Genomic DNA, 17,369 nt, shown 5'->3' with positions numbered 1-17,369 from the left:
GCCGCCTCCTAATCCAACTTCTCAAGCGTTGTGATTGCTTCAAGCAGCTCCTCTTTTGAAAAGGAATCCTTTTCTATGAGTCCCTTCATATTCGCAATCCACTGGTTACGCTCTTGAAATTTTTGAAATAACAAAAGCTTTGCTTCATATTCCTCAAGCATCGCTTCCGTTCTTTTTATATTATCATAGACTGCCTGCCTACTGACTTCGTATTCTTCGGCAATCTCGCCAAGAGAGTAATCATCCAGATAGTAGAGGGACATGTAGCTCTGCTGCTTCTCTGTTAACAACGATTGGTAAAAGTCATACAAATAATTAATCCGCGTTGTCTTTTCAAGCATCTTAGCAAGCCTCCCTGCTGTTAAGTGAAAACCCTTTACAAGTTTATATTGTAAAGCCTTGTTTATTTGATGTCAAGTTAAACTCCTTACCACATGTTTGCAAAGCATTATTTTTTTCTTTTTCATCCTCTTTTTTGTACCTTTCTGCAATTGTTCCTCCAAATAACCACTGTGAACAAAAAACCAGAAGAGAATTATCTCTTCCGGCTTGCATTTTTTCTAAACCTCTTCTTTATCGATGATATCAGCAAAAAGGCCGTAAACATATTTCTCAGCATCGAATTCCTGTAAATCGTCCATTTTTTCACCTAGCCCGACAAATTTAACGGGAATGGCCAATTCATTGCGAATTGCCAAAACAATCCCACCTTTTGCAGTGCCATCAAGCTTTGTTAGAACAATACCGGAAACATTGGTCGCTTCCTTGAATGTCTTGGCCTGAATAAGTGCATTTTGCCCAGTCGTAGCATCAAGGGCAAGCAACACCTCGTGTGGTGCACCTGGTACTTCACGTTCAATTACACGTTTCACCTTTTCCAATTCCTTCATTAAATTCACTTTATTCTGTAAGCGGCCGGCCGTATCGCAAATCAGTATATCCGCTTTTCGTGCCTTGGCGGCCTGAATGGCGTCGAACATGACCGCTGCAGGGTCAGAACCTTCACCCTGTTTGATTACACTGACACCGACACGCTCTCCCCAAACCTCGAGCTGTTCGATTGCACCGGCACGGAAGGTATCACCGGCAGCCAATACGACAGATTTACCTTCTGTTTTGAATTTATGGGCAAGTTTACCAATTGTCGTCGTTTTTCCTACCCCATTAACCCCTACAAACAAAATGACCGTCAAACCTTCTTCTTGTATATTCAGGCTTGAAGTCGCTTCACCATCACCTTGGTAGATTTCTACAAGCTTTTCGGAAATAACGGACTGCACTTCCCTCGTATCAGAGATATTGCGAAGCTTGACTTCCATTTTTAATTGATCAATCAGTTCCATCACAGTATCAAAGCCTACATCAGCCTGTATCAGGATTTCTTCAAGTTCTTCAAAAAAGTCCTCATCCACTTTCCGGTATCGGGCAACAAGTTCATTAACCCTTCCCGTAAAGGAATTCCTCGTCTTTGTCAAACCTTGTTTGAATTTTTCCCCTATGGATATTTCTGCTTCAACTGATTTTTCTTTTTCTTTTTCTTCCTGGGTCGTAAATTTCTCTTTTAGCTTTTTGAAAAAACTCATTGTCCCACTTCCTTTAATTCATGAATTTTAAACTTCAATAAAGTTTTCTGATTCTTCCATCCGGACGGAAACAAGTTTGGAGACACCTGACTCCTGCATCGTAATGCCATATAGGACATCCGCCTCTTCCATCGTGCCTTTGCGGTGAGTGATCACGATGAACTGCGTTTCCCTGCTGAACTTCCTTAAAAATTGACTGAACCGGACGACATTCGCCTCATCAAGCGCTGCCTCGACCTCATCAAGGATACAGAAAGGCACAGGACGCACTTTTAGAATGGAGAATAAAAGGGCTATGGCTGTCAATGCTCGTTCTCCCCCGGATAAGAGGCTCAAATTTTGCAGTTTTTTCCCAGGAGGCTGTGCAATGATATCTACTCCTGTATTTAGTAAATCATCCGGATTTGTCAGCTTTAGCTCCGCTCTGCCACCGCCGAATAAGGCTTTGAAGACTTGTTCGAACTCTTCACGGATTGAATAGAAGGTATCCGCAAAGCGCCGCTTCATTTCATCATCCATTTCATCGATGACTTGGAATAATGTATCTTTCGCCTGTTGAAGGTCTTCCTTTTGACTAAGAAGGAATTCATAGCGTTCAGCTACTCGTGCGTATTCATCAATTGCACCTAGATTCACCGTCCCCAGTTCCTCGATTGCAAGCTTGATCAGCTTCACCCTTTTTTGAGCTTCTTCTGCAGGCATCATCAATGGATACTGTTCTTTAGCACCCTCAAAGGAAAGGGTATATTCTTCTCTCAAGTGGGCGAGGCGATTTTCCAGTTCGACATCCAGACGAGTTAATTTCACTTCTTCATCCTTTATCACTTCGACAATGCCTCTATAAAGCCTATTTTCCTCTTTCAAGGACAATTCAAGAGTTTCAACTTGCGTTAGAAGCTCGTCTTTTTCCTGTTTTTTCATGGCGATTCCTTCAATTGCCCCATTTTTATCGAGCAATTTCTGCTGAGCCATATCTTCCAGGGACTCTTCCCCGCTTGAACTGTCTGTCATTTCATTGGTCAGGAGCCCTAAATCATCTTTGTTTTCGGCAAGCCTGCTTGTTTCCTTTGAAAGATCCGATTCAATGCGTTCCATCTTCTCTTTTTGGTTTTGCAGCTGGCCGCGCTTAGAGGCAAGCATTACCCTCAGTTCATTCGTTTCTTCAGCAAGGCTCTCTTTTGAGGATTGTTGAGATTGCTTTTGTTCGGTCATTTCTGAAATCAACCGGTCCAGCCCTTCAATCTCAGTTTTACACGATCCCAAAAGTTCTTCCAGCTCTTCAAGTCTTGCAGTTTTTTGCTGTTGTTCTTCCAAATATGAATTTTTATCCAAATCATAAAGATGCAGCCGTTCATTCACATTTCTTTCCTGCAGCTCCACTTCACGGAGTTCGCCCTTAAGGGTTTGTTCTTGTAATCGAAGTCTCTCTCCTGTTTTTCTGGTTTGTTCAAGCGTTTGCTCTTGAACACCCAGATCCACTTTGAGCTGTTTGACTTGCTTTTCTAGCTGATTTGTTTTAGCTTCCATTGCAGCAAGTTTTTGATGGAGCTCTTCCAATTCCGTTTTCCTTGAAAGCAGGGAGGTCGTTTTTTGCTTTAAGGCTCCACCAGTCATTGAACCACCTGGATTGACGATATCTCCTTCAAGTGTTACGAAGCGGAAACGGTGCTGCATCATTTTGGCCAGGTCATTTGCACCTTTTAAATCGGTCGTTATCATTACGGTTCCTAATAGGTTTTCAGCAATCGCTGCATGCCTATCATCATATTGGATCAATGAGGAACCCGTCCCCACAAAAGCTGGATGGCTCTTCAGCATCGATAGTTGGTTAGCTGATATCTCTCTTGCCTTTATGACTGATAATGGCAAGAACGTCGCACGCCCATACCTATTTTTCTTCAAGAAGGAAATGGCTTCCCGTGCATGCTCTTCGCGTTCCACGACAACATGCTGCATCGCTCCGCCCAAAGCCGTTTCGATAGCCGTTTCATATTCCTTTGGAACCTTTATCAATTCCGCAACTGCCCCTTCAATGCCTCGAAGGGTTTCTTTCGCTTTCAAAACCTCTTTTACCCCTTGAAAAAAGCCTGCATAATCATCTTCCATTTCTTCAAGTAGTTCCTTACGAGATTTTGCCTGTTGAAGGAATTGATAGGCCTTATAAAGGGTGGTTTCTTGTTTTTGATACGTATCTTTTGCAGCAATCAATTTATTCTGCTGATTTCGGAAATAAGTGACATGCTCTTCAAGCTGCTTGGTCATATTTTCCATCAGCTGTGAATATTCCATTTTTTTAGCAGCGATTTCCATTCTTTCAGTTAAGAACTTTTCATTTTCCATATCCAGTTTAGCATTTTTATGTTCCTGCTGCGTTAATTGCTGGAGCAGGTATTGTTTTTCGTTTTTAGCCGATGCCTGCTTGTTCAACCACTCGATATAGTCACTCTTTTTCGCTTCGATCATCGCTTCAATATCACTATTGAATAGGCCTAGGCTTTTTTGTTTTTCATGTAAGGTTTCAGAAATCTCTTTCACTTCCATGTTCAGTGCATTGAGGATTTCCGTTTCTCTTTCCTTTTGCAAAGACAACCGCTCGACGGCAGCCTCACCTTCCACAATCGCTTTTTCTAGCTGTGACTTGTTTTGGGCAGCATTTTTTTTCCGTTCTTTCAAAACCTCTTTACGGCCTTCAAGCTTTTCAAGTTCTTCGCTGGCATTCAGGAGAACTTCCTGAAGCCCATTGATCGATGTCTCAAGCGCAGCAAGACTATCCCTTAGTTTTTTGAGATGCCCTTCCCTGTCATGAAGCTGTCCTGCCATTTGCTGTTCCATTTCATTATGTTTTTCAAGTTCTTGAGAAAGTTTTTTCCATTTCTCATAAAGCTCTTCTATTTCAAAAACGGTTAAAGCCACTTCTATTTGCTCAAGCTCTTCTTTCTTCGCCAAAAATTCCTTGGCGAGGGAAGACTGAATTTTTAACGGCTCCACCTGTCCCTCCAATTCATGGAGGATATCATGGACACGGTTTAAGTTATCCTGTGTTTCCGTCAGCTTCGATTCCGCTTTTCGTTTTCTAGTTTTATACTTAAGGACACCGGCTGCCTCTTCAAAAATCACTCGTCTTTCTTCAGCCTTACTGCTCAGGATTTCTTCCACTTTCCCTTGGCTGATGATGGAAAAGGCTTCTCGCCCAAGACCAGAATCCATGAAAAGGTCTATGATGTCTTTAAGACGGCAACCTTGATTATTAATGAAAAATTCACTTTCTCCCGATCGATATACACGTCTTGTCACACTGACTTCATGAAAGTCGATCGGTAGGGAATTGGTCTCGTTATCAAGGGTCAATGATACTTCCGCAAAATTCAACGCTTTCCTCGTGTCACTTCCCGAAAAGATGATATCTTCCATTTTTGCTCCACGCAGTGATTTCGCAGACTGCTCTCCAAGTACCCAACGGACTGCATCGGTCACATTACTTTTACCGCTTCCGTTTGGTCCAACCACTGCCGTGACACCAGGTACAAAATCAATCGAAATTTTCTCTGCGAAAGATTTAAATCCTACAACGTCCAAACGTTTGAGGAACATGACCTTTCCCCCTCTACTGTTCAACTATCTTGTTGATTTTTTATCTTTTAAAACGATCAATGCATGCTCGGCAGCATGCTGCTCCGCTTCTTTTTTTGACTTTCCTATTCCAGTGCCCAGCTCTTCCCCATTAAGGGAGACGGTCGAAACAAACTCCCGATTATGAGCCGGTCCTTTTTCCTGCAAGATTTTATATTGCAGGACACCGATGGCATCCCGCTGGATCAGCTCCTGAAGCTGGCTCTTATAATCCATCACATGAGAAAAAGCACCCTCGTCTATCTTCGGAAACACGACATTCGTCAAAAACTGCACAACCGGCTCTAATCCTTGATCAAGGTACAAAGCACCAATGTAAGCTTCGAATACATCCGCAAGCATGGCAGGACGTTCTCTTCCACCTGTCATTTCTTCACCTTTTCCGAGTAATACATATTCCCCGTAAGAAAGGCTGTTGGCAAAAGCAACTAGTGAAGGCTCACAAACAATGGCAGCCCTTAGTTTGGTAAGTTCACCTTCGCTCATCATCGGATATTTTTGATATAAGTATTTAGAGATGGTCAATTCAAGTACAGCGTCCCCTAAGAATTCAAGCCTTTCATTATCTTCATAAGGCTTACGGCGATGCTCATTCACATAAGATGAATGCGTAAAAGCTTGTTTTAATAGATTTTCATCTTTAAAATGAAAACCCAGATTTTCTTGCAGCTGTTTAAAATTATTATCCTTGATTGATGGTTTACGATTGTTTCCGTTCCTACGCATCACACAAAACCCTCCACAACGGTTCAAAAAGCATATTTTTCCAATATATATAAAAAGAAACCTGGCAGGAATTCCTGTCAAGCTTTCCTATGTACCATCATACATTATTATCACCTTAAAGAAAACTAATGGCAAAAGACCACTGCCATGCAGGCGGAACTTACCGTGTACATGCTCATTTCCTTATCTGCTGATGCAACAAACTTCTTTAAGCAATAAGAGAAAGCCCCGTTAAAAAACGGAGCTTTTAGTCAAATGACAATTCATTACATAGTGCTTTGTATGTAATTCACAGCATCACCTACTGTGGCGATTTTTTCAGCGTCATCGTCCGAAATTTCCATATCAAACTCGTCTTCGAATTCCATGACTAGTTCAACTACATCAAGGGAATCGGCACCAAGATCTTCTTTGAAAGAAGCTTCAAGTTTTACCTCTGATTCTTCTACGTTCAAACGATCTACAACGATTTTAGTTACTCTTTCTAATACATCTGCCAATGTGTTCACCTCCCCTCAAAACATTATAAATTAATTTCGAAAAAAATCAAAGAAAACTTACATGACCATGCCGCCATCTACATGAAGAGTTTGCCCAGTCATATATTTGCTGGCATCAGAAGCGAGGAAAGACGCCACTGCAGCAATATCTTTAGGGTCACCGAACCGCGCAAGCGGAATTTGGTCCAGCATGGCTTTTTGGACGTCTTCAGGCAATTCACCCGTCATATCCGTTGAGATGAAACCTGGGGCAATAGCATTGACCGTAATGCCTCTTGAAGCAAGTTCCTTTGCCGTGGTTTTAGTCAGGCCGATCACACCAGCTTTAGCCGCTACATAATTAGCCTGCCCTGCATTACCGCTGACGCCGACGATCGATGCCATATTGATGATCCTGCCGCTACGCTGTTTCATCATTTGCCTTGTAACCGCTTTGGTGCATAGGAACACGCCTTTAAGATTCGTATTGATCACTGAATCCCATTCATCTTCTTTCATACGCATCAATAGGTTATCACGTGTGATGCCAGCATTATTGACCAGGATATCCACTCTGCCAAACTGTTCGATGACCTCTTTGATCATACTTGTCACCGATTCACTATTTGCAACATCGCATTGTATGGCGAATGCATTACGCCCCAATGCCTTGATTTCTTCAACCACTTCATTCGCTTTAGCTTCACTGCCAGAATAGTTGATGGCAACATCTGCTCCCTGACGGGCAAGTTCCAATGCAACTTCCTTGCCTATACCTCGTGAGGCTCCCGTTACAAGTGCTTTTTTTCCTTCGAGGATCATGATTGTACCCCCTTCAATGTTTCAATTGTTTTAGTTAGAGTATCTAAATCGGATACCGAATGAATTTGAACGGAACGATCAATTTTCTTTATCAATCCGCCCAATACTTTCCCAGGGCCCACCTCGATGAACGTATCCACGCCCAATTCAAGTAGATTTTTCACACTGTCCTCCCAAAGGACCGGTGAATACAGTTGTTCGATTAATTTTTCTTTTATTTCGGCAGGAGCTGTAATGGGCTTGGCCGTTACGTTTGAAATAACAGGAATTTCTGCCTGTTTGATGCTTACTTCATCGAGGACACCCTGTAATTTTTCTGCTGCCGGTTTCATCAATTCCGAATGGAACGGTCCGCTAACCTCAAGAGGAAGAGCCCGTTTAGCGCCATTTTCCTTGGCTTTTGCACTCGCAAGTTTAACCCCTTCCGAAGTGCCTGAAATGACGATTTGCCCTGGACAGTTAATATTGGCCAATTGAACGGATTCCCCTGTGGCCGTAATTTCAGAAGTGACTTCAGATAGGGCTTCCCGGTCCATTCCCAAAATCGCAGCCATTGAGCCTTGACCATTCGGTACCGCAGCTTCCATGAATTCACCACGCTTACGCACTGTATATACAGCATCCTCAAAAGAAATTGCACCAGATGCCACTAATGCCGTATATTCACCTAAACTGTGCCCGGCTGTATAATCGGGTTTGATTCCCGCTTCTTCCAACTCCTTGACGAAAGCATAACTCGTGGTCAATAAAGCAGGCTGTGCATTATAAGTCACCGTTAATTCTTGTTGTGTGCCATTAAAGGTCAATTCGGAAAGTGGAAAATCAAGTTTTTCATCAGCTGTTCGAAAAATTTTCTGAGCACGCTCGTTTTCCTGAAATAAGCCATGCCCCATTCCTATTGATTGTGAACCTTGTCCTGGAAAGACAAAAGCAATTTTACCCATCTGTTACTCCCCTGCCTCTTTGATTTATTATTGTTTTTCTATCGTCTCCGCAATTGTCGATATGACGTCATTTCCAACCATATTGCGAGTCTGGCGTATTGCATTATAGACCGCATTCGCATCTGAAGAACCATGAGCCTTAATGACAGGGGCCTTCAAACCGAATAGGCCCGCACCGCCATACTCCGAATAATCCATTTTATTTTTTATGCCTTTTAGTTCAGGTTTTACCATTGCTGCGGCCAACTTACTCTTGAGATTGCTCATCAAGGCCGTTTTCACCATTTTGAATACGCTCATAGCAGTACCTTCAAGCGTCTTTAATACCATATTTCCCGTGAAGCCGTCCGTAACGACAACATCTGCCGGCCCGTTCAGGAGGTCCCTTGCCTCTACGTTACCTATAAAGGATATCTCCGATGATTGCTGCAGTAATGTAAAGGCATGCTTTGTCAGATCATTCCCCTTTTTTTCTTCCGTGCCAATATTAAGTAATCCGACACGGGGCTTTTCGATTCCCCGCACTTTTTGGGCATAAACAGACCCCATTATGGCGAATTGAAGGAGATGCTCCGGTTTCGCATCGGAGTTCGCACCTACATCCAGTAACACAAAACCTTTACCATCGATTGTCGGAAGGGTGGGAGCCAATGCCGGACGTTCAATTCCTTCTATTCTTCCGACCACAAACAAGCCCGCAGCCATTAGCGCCCCCGTATTGCCTGAGGAAATGCATGCATCTGCTTCTCCGTCAGCCACGTGCTGTGCAGCCAACACCATCGAGGCGCTTTTCTTGCGCCGGACCGCACGAACCGGTTCGTCGGTACTCAATATTTTTTCATCAGTATGTATAACCCTTATACGGTCATGTTTTGCTAAGTATTGGTTTATTTCAGCTTGATTGCCTATCAAGGTGATTTCCACATCGGAAAAATTCTCGACAGCTTTCATCGCCCCCAAAACCTGCGCCTCGGGAGCATTATCGCCACCCATGGCATCTATCGTAATCTTCATTTTCTTTCATCCTTTACTAGAAAGTTAAGAGCGATACATTTCGAACTCGCCTTTAAAAACCAGTTCATTACCCACGTAGCTTCTGACTTCCACCACGGAACGATCGTTGGTGTGATCCACGCTTTTAACCCTCGCTTTAGCTACCACTCTTTCATTTTCCTTTACAGAACGAGTAAATAAAATGGATGCTTTTGCAGTCAAGGCCAGTTCATCATTTATGACTGCCACAGCCAATGAATTCGCTTGGGCAAAAAGGTGATGCCCCCTTGCAATTCCATTCCGCTTAAAGACATGCTCTTTATTTATATCTAAAATCGAAATTGCATTATCATCTAAATTAAGGTCAATTACTTCCCCGATGATTTCATCCAAAGGCAATGCCCTGATCTCGTCACTGAATTTTTTCTCGGCCACGCTTTTAATACGCTCACGCAGTTCCGGTATCGATAATTCAAGACGGTCAAGCCTAATGGTCTGGACGCTCACCGAATATTTTTCAGCCAGCTCCTCATCCGTTACAAAAGGATTCTGTTTAATCGTTTCGATTAATAATTGCTGGCGTTCCTTCTTATTTCTTCGCATTTGAAGGTCACCATCCGTAGTATTATGACTAGGTACTAATAGTAGTATATATATTTTAAAAACAGATTGCAAGATATTGAGTAAAATCTCACAATCTGCTATTGGTTTTTCATTCAGTTCAGTCCAGCTTTTCTCCCGTGAATACACCCGTCCCCTCTAGATAGTTCCGAAGCGGAGCATACTCCGGGGAATGCCAAAAGCTTTGGGAGGCAATCAATTTTGCTGCATCCATCCTTGCCACTTCCAGGGTCCTGTAATCATGGACCATGTCTGCTACCTTGAACTCGGGAAGGCCGCTTTGTTTTTTACCGAAGAAGTCCCCGGGGCCACGAAGTTCCAAATCTTTTTCGGAAAGGGCAAATCCATCGTTTGTCTCGGTCATGATTTTCATCCGTTCTTTCCCGACTTCCGTTTTCGGATCAGCCAGCAGTATGCAAAAGGACTGATCACTCCCCCGTCCGACCCTTCCGCGTAACTGATGCAACTGTGAAAGCCCAAAGCGCTCCGCATCATAAATGACCATTACCGTTGCATTTGGAACATTCACCCCAACCTCGACAACCGTCGTGGAAACAAGGATTTGTGCTTCATTGGCACTAAACTGCTGCATCACTTCGTCTTTTTCATCCGCGGGCAGCCTTCCATGCATAAGACCCACTTTGTACCTGTTCGCAAAGTATTGTGTCAGCATTGCATGAACATCGAGAACATTCTGTAATGAATCGAGTTTCTCCGACTCTTCAATCAATGGACAGATGACGTATGCCTGTCTCCCTTTCTTTAGTTCTTTTTCGACAAATGCTAAGATCCGATCAAGCATCTGGTGTTTCGCCCAATAAGTTTCTATCGCTTTTCGCCCGGCAGGCATTTCATCGATCGTGGAGACGTCCATTTCCCCAAACACTGTAATTGCAAGCGTTCGCGGAATCGGTGTAGCAGTCATGAAAAGGACATCTGGATTCGTACCTTTTTCACGAAGGATGCGGCGCTGTTCCACTCCGAAACGATGCTGTTCATCCGTTATGACAAGACCTAGGTTTTGAAAATTCACTTCATCCTGTATCAATGCATGAGTTCCTATCAAAAGATCTAGCTCCCCGGATTCCAGCATTTGCAATAGTTCCTTGCGTTTTTTGCCTTTTACCGAACTGGTCAACAATGCAACCTTTACTCCACTCGGTTCCAACATTGCCTTCAGGGATTGTGCATGCTGCTCAGCCAAGATTTCCGTCGGGACCATAAGTGCACCTTGGAAACCTGCTGTAATCGTCGCCTTCAGGCATATGGCGGCAACCACCGTTTTTCCAGACCCGACATCCCCTTGAAGTAGACGATTCATCCGGTAAGGAGATTTCATGTCATTCATTATTTCCTCGACGACCCTATTTTGAGCGTTCGTCAAAGGAAAAGGTAGAGTTCCAATGAAGGCCTCCAGCTGCTTCATATCAAACTCCTGTCCTATCCCTTTTGACTGCTCCCTCTGCACTTTACGAAGTGCCTGCATTTTAAGTTGAAACAATAAAAACTCTTCATACACAAAACGGCGTCGAGCCTTTTTCACCTCATTGGCCGATAAAGGGAAATGCATGGTACGAAGAGCATCGTTACGAGGCATCAGTTTGTATGCCGCCAGTAATTGCGGGGGCAGATTTTCTTCTATCATTGCCCCATATTCAGAAAATGCATTGGAGATAAAGCGGCGGAGACCCTTGACAGTAATGCTGCCTTTCACTGAGTATACCGGTTCGAATTCTTTCTCACGGCTGCGATCACCAACGTGGCATTCCGACCCTGTAATGGTTTGGCGATGACGATCCCACTTCCCTGTAACCGTTACGGTTTCACCTATAGCAAGCTTCGGCTTCAGGTATGGCTGGTTAAAAAAAATGACATTTATTAAATATCTCCCAGTCAATACTTTAATCGTAAGCCTGGATTTTTTCTTTCCGAAGTATCCTAAAGTGGGCACCGTATGAACCTTGCCTTCCACGGTAACCCGCTCATCGTGCTCGACCGTTTCCAAATCCCTCAACCGGTAATCTTCATAGCGATATGGGAGATGCTCAAGGAGATCCGCGACGGTATGGATCTCCATTTCCCCCAACGCTGCCGCCGTTTCGGCCCCAATTCCTTTTACTGCTGTTATAGGTTCCTGTAAAGTTGCTTTCACTTCTTATTCAGCGGCAAGCCAAAGATTTTCGCTTCCAACTCCCGCCCAGTCGGTGTAGCCGCTAAACCTCCTTGTGCAGTTTCCCTAAGTGCCGATGGCATCGTTTGCCCGATTTTATACATCGCATCAATTACTTCATCACACGGTATCCGGCTTGTGATCCCGGCTAACGCCATATCTGCAGCAACCATTGCATTAGCTGCACCCATGGCATTCCGCTTCACACAAGGCACTTCTACAAGCCCAGCAACAGGGTCACATACAAGACCAAGCATGTTCTTCAATGTGATTGCCATCGCCTCTGCACTTTGTGCTGGTGTCCCTCCTGCCATTTCAACGATGGCTGCCGCTGCCATGCCCGAGGCAGAACCGACCTCCGCCTGACAGCCCCCTGCGGCTCCAGAGATCGAAGCATTATTCGCTACAACAAAACCAAAAGCCCCTGCTGTAAATAGGAACTCGATTTTTTGTTCCCGAGTCGGTTTTAATTTATTTTGCAAAGCAAAAAGCGTTCCAGGCACAACACCAGCAGATCCGGCAGTCGGTGTCGCACAAATCGTTCCCATGGCTGCGTTCACTTCGTTTGTTGCCACGGCTTTGCTTACCGCATCCAACAGCAGCTCACCGGATAAGGAATTTCCGGATTTAATGTAATTCTGAAGAAGAACTGCATCCCCACCCGTCAGGCCGGAAACGGACCGTACACCTTGAAGTCCTTTTTCAACTGCCTGTTCCATTACATCCAGGTTGACTCCCATCTGGCGGATGATTTCTTCACGGCTTTTTCCCGTTACTTCCATTTCCTGCTCTATCATCAGCGTTGAAATTCTTTTCTGCTTTGATTCAGCCAATTCTACTAATTCCGCTACATTTCGAAACATGATTCATTCTCCTTCCTAAGTGGAAACGATTGCCCTGTCAATCCACAATCCTTGCTACTTGAGTGATGTTGGGGAGTGCCGTAATTTCAGCGATGACTTGATCCTCCAGGTTATGGTCCACTTCAATCGTCATCAAGGCCATCTTCCCTTTCTCTTTTCGGGAAACTTCCATCTGGCCAATATTGATTTGATGCTTGGCTAATATGTTTGAAACATTGGCAATGGCTCCATATCGATCATCATGAACGACGAGTATGGCAGGATTGTGCCCGGAGAGCCTCAATTTAAATCCATTCAGTTCGACGATTTCGATTTTTCCCCCGCCAATCGATATTCCGACAAGTTCCAGTTCACCATCATCATCACCAACGGTTACTTTTGCCGTATTGGGATGTTCCGGTACTGCTTCTTCTTCCCGAAAAGTAATTTTCATTTTCTTTTTGCGGGCTAGTTCCAGCGATTCTTTGATTCTCTCATCAAATGTATCAAAATCAAGTAAGCCACCTACAATGGCTACATCCGTTCCATGGCCTTTATAGGTTTTGGCAAATGATCCGTAAAAAGAAATATGGGCCCATTTCGGTTCCCGGTCGAATAAACTCCTGGCAACCCTACCGATCCTTGCAGCTCCTGCTGTATGGGAACTAGAGGGACCGATCATAACAGGACCAATTATATCGAATACACTTCTAAATTTCATGAATTGTTCCTCCTTCTTCACACTGGGAGTAGTTAAATAATTAAAGCCTGATATATTGTAATTACAATCACGCTGTCCGTAATCCTTCTTTTCAAAAAAATAAAACTGCATAGCCTAATGACATATGCAGTTTATTGCCTTTTATTTTTTTCAGGATCCTACCAGAATTTGGACGAACAAGTTTCCCATATCTTCCTGATCCTCTACTTATTCAATTGAAAAAATAAAAGAATATAAAGGTTGTTTCCCATTATGGACTTCAACTTCAACGTCTTCAAAATTCTCATTACAAAACGCAACAAGACTTTCGACATCTTCAGCAGTGGCATCTTCTCCATATAAAATGGTAAGGATTTCCGAATCTTCGTCAATCATATCTGTCAGAAGATCTTTTGCCGCCTGAGTCATGTCTTTATCCTTCACTTTGATGGTGCCTTCAGCAATTCCCATGAAGTCCCCGGTCTCGATTGCTAGACCGTCAATGTTTGTATCCCGGACAGCATAAGTGATCTGTCCCGTTTTCACATGCGAAAGGGCTTCGATCATCGCTTTTTTATTCTCATCAGCATCAAGTGAAGGGTTGAACGCCAACAATGCAGCCATTCCCTGCGGCACTGTTTTCGTTGGAATGACAGTCACATGATCGCCAAGCACATCTGCAGCCTGATTGGCCGCCATGATGATATTTTTATTATTAGGCAAGATGATGACATGATCTGCATATGCCTCTTCGACAGCCTTAACGATATCTTCCGTGCTAGGATTCATCGTTTGTCCGCCTTCGATGATGGACTTAGCTCCGATGCTTTTGAATAATTCGCTGATGCCAGCACCCATCGCCACTGACACTATAGCGTACTTCTCTTTGGTGGACGGTTTAGTTTGAAGCGGTGTATTCGTCTCACCGACAATCGCAGTATGCTGTTCACGCATATTATCGATTTTCATTTTAATTAAACTGCCATATTGCTGTCCATAATTCAGGCACGTGCCAGGCTGTTCAGAGTGAATATGTACTTTGACGACTTCATCATCTGAGATGACCAATAAAGAATCTCCGTATTCACTTAAATCATTTCTGAATTTTTCTTCATCAAATGGTTTATTGGCAAGTTTCTCACTTTCCAATCGGACCATGAATTCCGTACAGTAGCCATACACGATATCTTCCGTATTCATATGCCCTTGTACATTCATGTGATGTTCGGCACTGATCATGTCGTCCATGCTTGGACCATTTGAAGATCGGACTGGAAGGGCTTCACCTTTCAGCTCAGCAAGGAAGCCTTCATAAACGAACACCAACCCTTGCCCACCGCTATCAACGACTCCGACTTCTTTTAAGACTGGAAGAAGATCAGGTGTGCGTTTTAATGAGGCATTGGCCTCCGTAACGATTTCTTCCATTACTTGAATAAGGTCTTGGTGCATTGCTGCTGATGAAACCGCTTGCTTGGCCGCATCTTTTGCAACAGTTAAGATGGTTCCTTCAACAGGTTTCATTACAGCTTTATAAGCTGTCTGTACCCCTGCTTCAAAAGCTTGGGCAAACTCTTCACTATTGATTTCCGATTTATTTTCAATCGCTTTAGCAAAACCGCGGAACAGTTGCGATAGAATTACTCCTGAATTGCCACGTGCGCCCATTAGCAGACCTCTTGAAAGGGACGTACCCACTTTCCCGATGTGTTCCTGGACGTTATTTTGCACTTCCTTCGCTCCCGAAGTCATCGATAAATTCATATTCGTTCCTGTATCTCCATCTGGAACAGGGAAAACATTCAACGCATCAACCATTTGGGCATTAGCCGCTAAATGGTTGGCACCTTGAATGATCATTTCTGCAAAGCGCTTTCCGTTTAAACTTGTAATTGACACAAAACTTTCCTCCTAATATTTAAGGGTTCGTCACGCGAACTCCCTGTACAAAAATGTTGACGGAATCAACAGCTAATCCTACAGTTTTGTCCAGAGTATACTTTACCTTTGATTGCACATTATGTGCAACTTCCGAGATTTTCGTTCCATAACTTACGATAATATACATATCGATATGAACTTCTTCCTCATCTTGACGGACTATTACACCCTTAGTAAAGTTTTCTTTTCTTAAAATTTCGGCAATGCCGTCTTTAAATTGTTTTTTGGAAGCCATTCCTATAATTCCGTAGCAATCCACGGCTGCTCCGCCTGCTACAGTAGCGATAACATCATTAGAGATGTCAATTTGTCCATACTTCGTTTGTAATTCGATAGACATTTTCTTTTCCCTCCCAAAAAATCAAATCAACTAAAGACATTTTACTATAATGTCTATGGTTTTAAAAGTAAATGTCATACGGTACTATATATAATTCAATTTTGAAGTATGTATGTCAAGGTTTTTTTCTTGAAAGTAATTAACTGAAGTATTGCATTCTAACGGTAGGTATGATAAATTATTAAAGTATTTTACAAAGACTTAAGACGACTGCGAAAAACTTAAGCTTGTTGTAGTTAGGAGGGAATTTGACATGGCACGTAAATGTGTAATCACTGGAAGAAGAACTCGTTCTGGTAACAGCCGCTCTCACGCAATGAACGCTAGCAAGCGTACATGGGGCGCTAACCTTCAAAAAGTACGTATTTTAGTTGACGGTAAACCTAAACGTGTATACGTTTCTGCAAGAGCTCTTAAATCGGGCAAAGTAGAACGCGTATAATGTTACGGCATCCTCTTAGGATGCCTTTTTACTTGTAATGGCCGATATTAATGGGGATGGTTTCAATTCGGTGATCAAGGCTGATCTGAATCAAGGAAGAAAGCCTTCACCCATTAATGGATGGCCGCCCCTTTTTACCAAAAATAACACCTCCCTGTATTTGAGAGGTGTCATGGAGATAAGTATCAGCCTTTTTTAAACGCTCCGAGCATAGCCCTTACCAAACTGCCCAGAACTTTTGGCAATTTAATCGTATAAAATTTCATCATGCCCCTCCTCTTTGCATCCCACAATAAAAGATGAAGTGGAATTTTTCTATTACAACATAAGCTTTTAAGCGGATATAGGATGATCGTAATTATATCCGAATCTGCTCTAAGCATGAATTTTAATCACTGCTTCTTATCACCATTAATATGCCTTTCTCAAATGAAACATTCCCAGATTCGGAAATTAGTTCATTGCTGATGCAAAGCGTCGAACCTATTTCCACGCTTGCATCATTCAGTGGGTATTTAAAGCCCGAAAGTGTAATGCCGGTGACTTCTGCCGTTACAGGAAGCAATGACAAGTATTTCTTATCTTTCAAAGCAGTGACCTCATATGAACCCGCTGTCTTTACTGTGAATATATTTTGCCGATCGACTATGTATATTTCTATATCGCCATGATAAGGGAGGACACTTTCTTTTTGCAGCAGCTGGATATTTCCAAGAAAATGGTCCATTCTTCCCCCTGTAGCGCCCAGGATATGAATTTCACTTGGCTTTTGCCCTATTGCCCATTTAAATGCGATCTCTAAATCCGTTTCATCCTTTTCCGAAGAATATAGATTGATTTGTTCCAGCCTTTGCTCAATCTTCTTGTATTCGCCTTCCGAAACTGAATCAAAATCCCCAAAGCCGTACTTAGGTTCGATACCTTTTTCAAGCAAGGACCATACTCCCCTATCAACCCCAACCCAAAGATCAGTCTTCTCCTCATACCATTCCAGATCCGGCCAAAAACATTCCGGACCTCCAGCCATTATACTAATAATCATTGAAATCATCCTTTTCTATATCTAATCATATCCAAGGTGCCTTTGTTTAATTGATAAAAAAAGCCGACCACCATCATACGAATTTGATAGTGTC

Annotated in this window: 18 protein-coding genes; 1 reads left to right on the top strand and 17 read right to left on the bottom strand. The window is 43.1% G+C overall.

All coding sequences use genetic code 11. The annotated features are described in order from the left end of the window. Positions 1 to 8: 8 nt before the first annotated feature. The 15 genes from JNUCC41_RS16845 to JNUCC41_RS16775 all read right to left on the bottom strand — a co-directional run bounded on the left by JNUCC41_RS16845 (position 9) and on the right by JNUCC41_RS16775 (position 15,791). On the bottom strand, positions 9 to 341 hold the full coding sequence (locus tag JNUCC41_RS16845) for a putative DNA-binding protein (protein ID WP_192204006.1): 333 nt from the start codon (positions 339 to 341) through the stop codon (positions 9 to 11). Between the two features lie 43 nt (positions 342 to 384). Further along, on the bottom strand, positions 385 to 555 hold the full coding sequence (locus tag JNUCC41_RS16840) for a hypothetical protein (RefSeq protein ID WP_192204005.1): 171 nt from the start codon (positions 553 to 555) through the stop codon (positions 385 to 387). Between the two features lie 5 nt (positions 556 to 560). Further along, a complete protein-coding gene (ftsY, locus tag JNUCC41_RS16835; protein WP_192204004.1) occupies positions 561 to 1,583 on the bottom strand; it encodes a signal recognition particle-docking protein FtsY in 1,023 nt (340 codons plus the stop codon). 27 nt (positions 1,584 to 1,610) lie between these two features. Then, entirely contained in the window at positions 1,611 to 5,174 is a 3,564-nt protein-coding gene (gene smc, locus JNUCC41_RS16830; protein WP_192204003.1) for a chromosome segregation protein SMC, read from the bottom strand. 24 nt (positions 5,175 to 5,198) lie between these two features. Further along, entirely contained in the window at positions 5,199 to 5,939 is a 741-nt protein-coding gene (rnc, locus tag JNUCC41_RS16825; RefSeq protein WP_192208199.1) for a ribonuclease III, read from the bottom strand. A 266-nt stretch (positions 5,940 to 6,205) separates the two neighbouring features. After that, positions 6,206 to 6,439 carry an acyl carrier protein gene (locus tag JNUCC41_RS16820; RefSeq protein ID WP_034313729.1) on the bottom strand — a complete coding sequence of 78 codons (234 nt, stop codon included), beginning with the start codon at positions 6,437 to 6,439 and terminating at the stop codon, positions 6,206 to 6,208. Between the two features lie 57 nt (positions 6,440 to 6,496). Continuing rightward, on the bottom strand, positions 6,497 to 7,240 hold the full coding sequence (gene fabG, locus JNUCC41_RS16815) for a 3-oxoacyl-[acyl-carrier-protein] reductase (protein ID WP_192204002.1): 744 nt from the start codon (positions 7,238 to 7,240) through the stop codon (positions 6,497 to 6,499). After that, entirely contained in the window at positions 7,237 to 8,184 is a 948-nt protein-coding gene (gene fabD, locus JNUCC41_RS16810) for an ACP S-malonyltransferase (RefSeq protein ID WP_192204001.1), read from the bottom strand. The genes fabG and fabD overlap by 4 nt, the downstream gene beginning before the upstream one ends. A 27-nt stretch (positions 8,185 to 8,211) precedes the next feature. After that, positions 8,212 to 9,198 carry a phosphate acyltransferase PlsX gene (gene plsX, locus JNUCC41_RS16805; protein WP_192204000.1) on the bottom strand — a complete coding sequence of 329 codons (987 nt, stop codon included), beginning with the start codon at positions 9,196 to 9,198 and terminating at the stop codon, positions 8,212 to 8,214. A 24-nt stretch (positions 9,199 to 9,222) separates the two neighbouring features. Next, a complete protein-coding gene (fapR, locus tag JNUCC41_RS16800) occupies positions 9,223 to 9,780 on the bottom strand; it encodes a transcription factor FapR (RefSeq protein ID WP_098371041.1) in 558 nt (185 codons plus the stop codon). Positions 9,781 to 9,898: 118 nt separating this feature from the next. Next, complete coding sequence (gene recG, locus JNUCC41_RS16795; RefSeq protein ID WP_192203999.1) at positions 9,899 to 11,950, bottom strand: ATP-dependent DNA helicase RecG; 2,052 nt, start codon at positions 11,948 to 11,950, stop codon at positions 9,899 to 9,901. After that, positions 11,947 to 12,831, bottom strand: coding sequence for an L-serine ammonia-lyase, iron-sulfur-dependent, subunit alpha (gene sdaAA / locus JNUCC41_RS16790; RefSeq protein ID WP_141992193.1), 885 nt, complete (start codon positions 12,829 to 12,831; stop codon positions 11,947 to 11,949). Before sdaAA ends, recG begins: the two co-directional genes overlap by 4 nt. Positions 12,832 to 12,868: 37 nt before the next feature. Continuing rightward, a complete protein-coding gene (gene sdaAB, locus JNUCC41_RS16785; RefSeq protein WP_192203998.1) occupies positions 12,869 to 13,531 on the bottom strand; it encodes an L-serine ammonia-lyase, iron-sulfur-dependent subunit beta in 663 nt (220 codons plus the stop codon). A gap of 207 nt (positions 13,532 to 13,738) precedes the next feature. Next, positions 13,739 to 15,409, bottom strand: a complete 1,671-nt coding sequence (locus JNUCC41_RS16780) for a DAK2 domain-containing protein (RefSeq protein WP_192203997.1) — start codon at positions 15,407 to 15,409, stop codon at positions 13,739 to 13,741. A 19-nt stretch (positions 15,410 to 15,428) separates the two neighbouring features. After that, on the bottom strand, positions 15,429 to 15,791 hold the full coding sequence (locus JNUCC41_RS16775) for an Asp23/Gls24 family envelope stress response protein (protein ID WP_192203996.1): 363 nt from the start codon (positions 15,789 to 15,791) through the stop codon (positions 15,429 to 15,431). 253 nt (positions 15,792 to 16,044) lie between these two features. Here JNUCC41_RS16775 and rpmB point away from each other — a divergent pair, with 253 nt between their 5' ends. Beyond that, a complete protein-coding gene (rpmB, locus tag JNUCC41_RS16770) occupies positions 16,045 to 16,233 on the top strand; it encodes a 50S ribosomal protein L28 (RefSeq protein WP_034313767.1) in 189 nt (62 codons plus the stop codon). 185 nt (positions 16,234 to 16,418) lie between these two features. Here rpmB and spoVM read toward each other — a convergent pair whose 3' ends face one another. Further along, a complete protein-coding gene (gene spoVM / locus JNUCC41_RS16765; RefSeq protein WP_034313769.1) occupies positions 16,419 to 16,499 on the bottom strand; it encodes a stage V sporulation protein SpoVM in 81 nt (26 codons plus the stop codon). Positions 16,500 to 16,621: 122 nt separating this feature from the next. Further along, a complete protein-coding gene (locus JNUCC41_RS16760) occupies positions 16,622 to 17,275 on the bottom strand; it encodes a thiamine diphosphokinase (protein ID WP_192203995.1) in 654 nt (217 codons plus the stop codon). Positions 17,276 to 17,369: the final 94 nt, after the last annotated feature.

Origin of the sequence: Brevibacillus sp. JNUCC-41, from assembly GCF_014844095.1 — a bacterium.
In the GTDB taxonomy this organism is placed as follows: Bacteria; Bacillota; Bacilli; order Bacillales; family DSM-1321; genus Peribacillus; species Peribacillus aracenensis.
The sequence above is the reverse complement of the archived record's forward strand: the minus strand, read 5'-3'. Positions and strand labels throughout refer to the sequence as shown.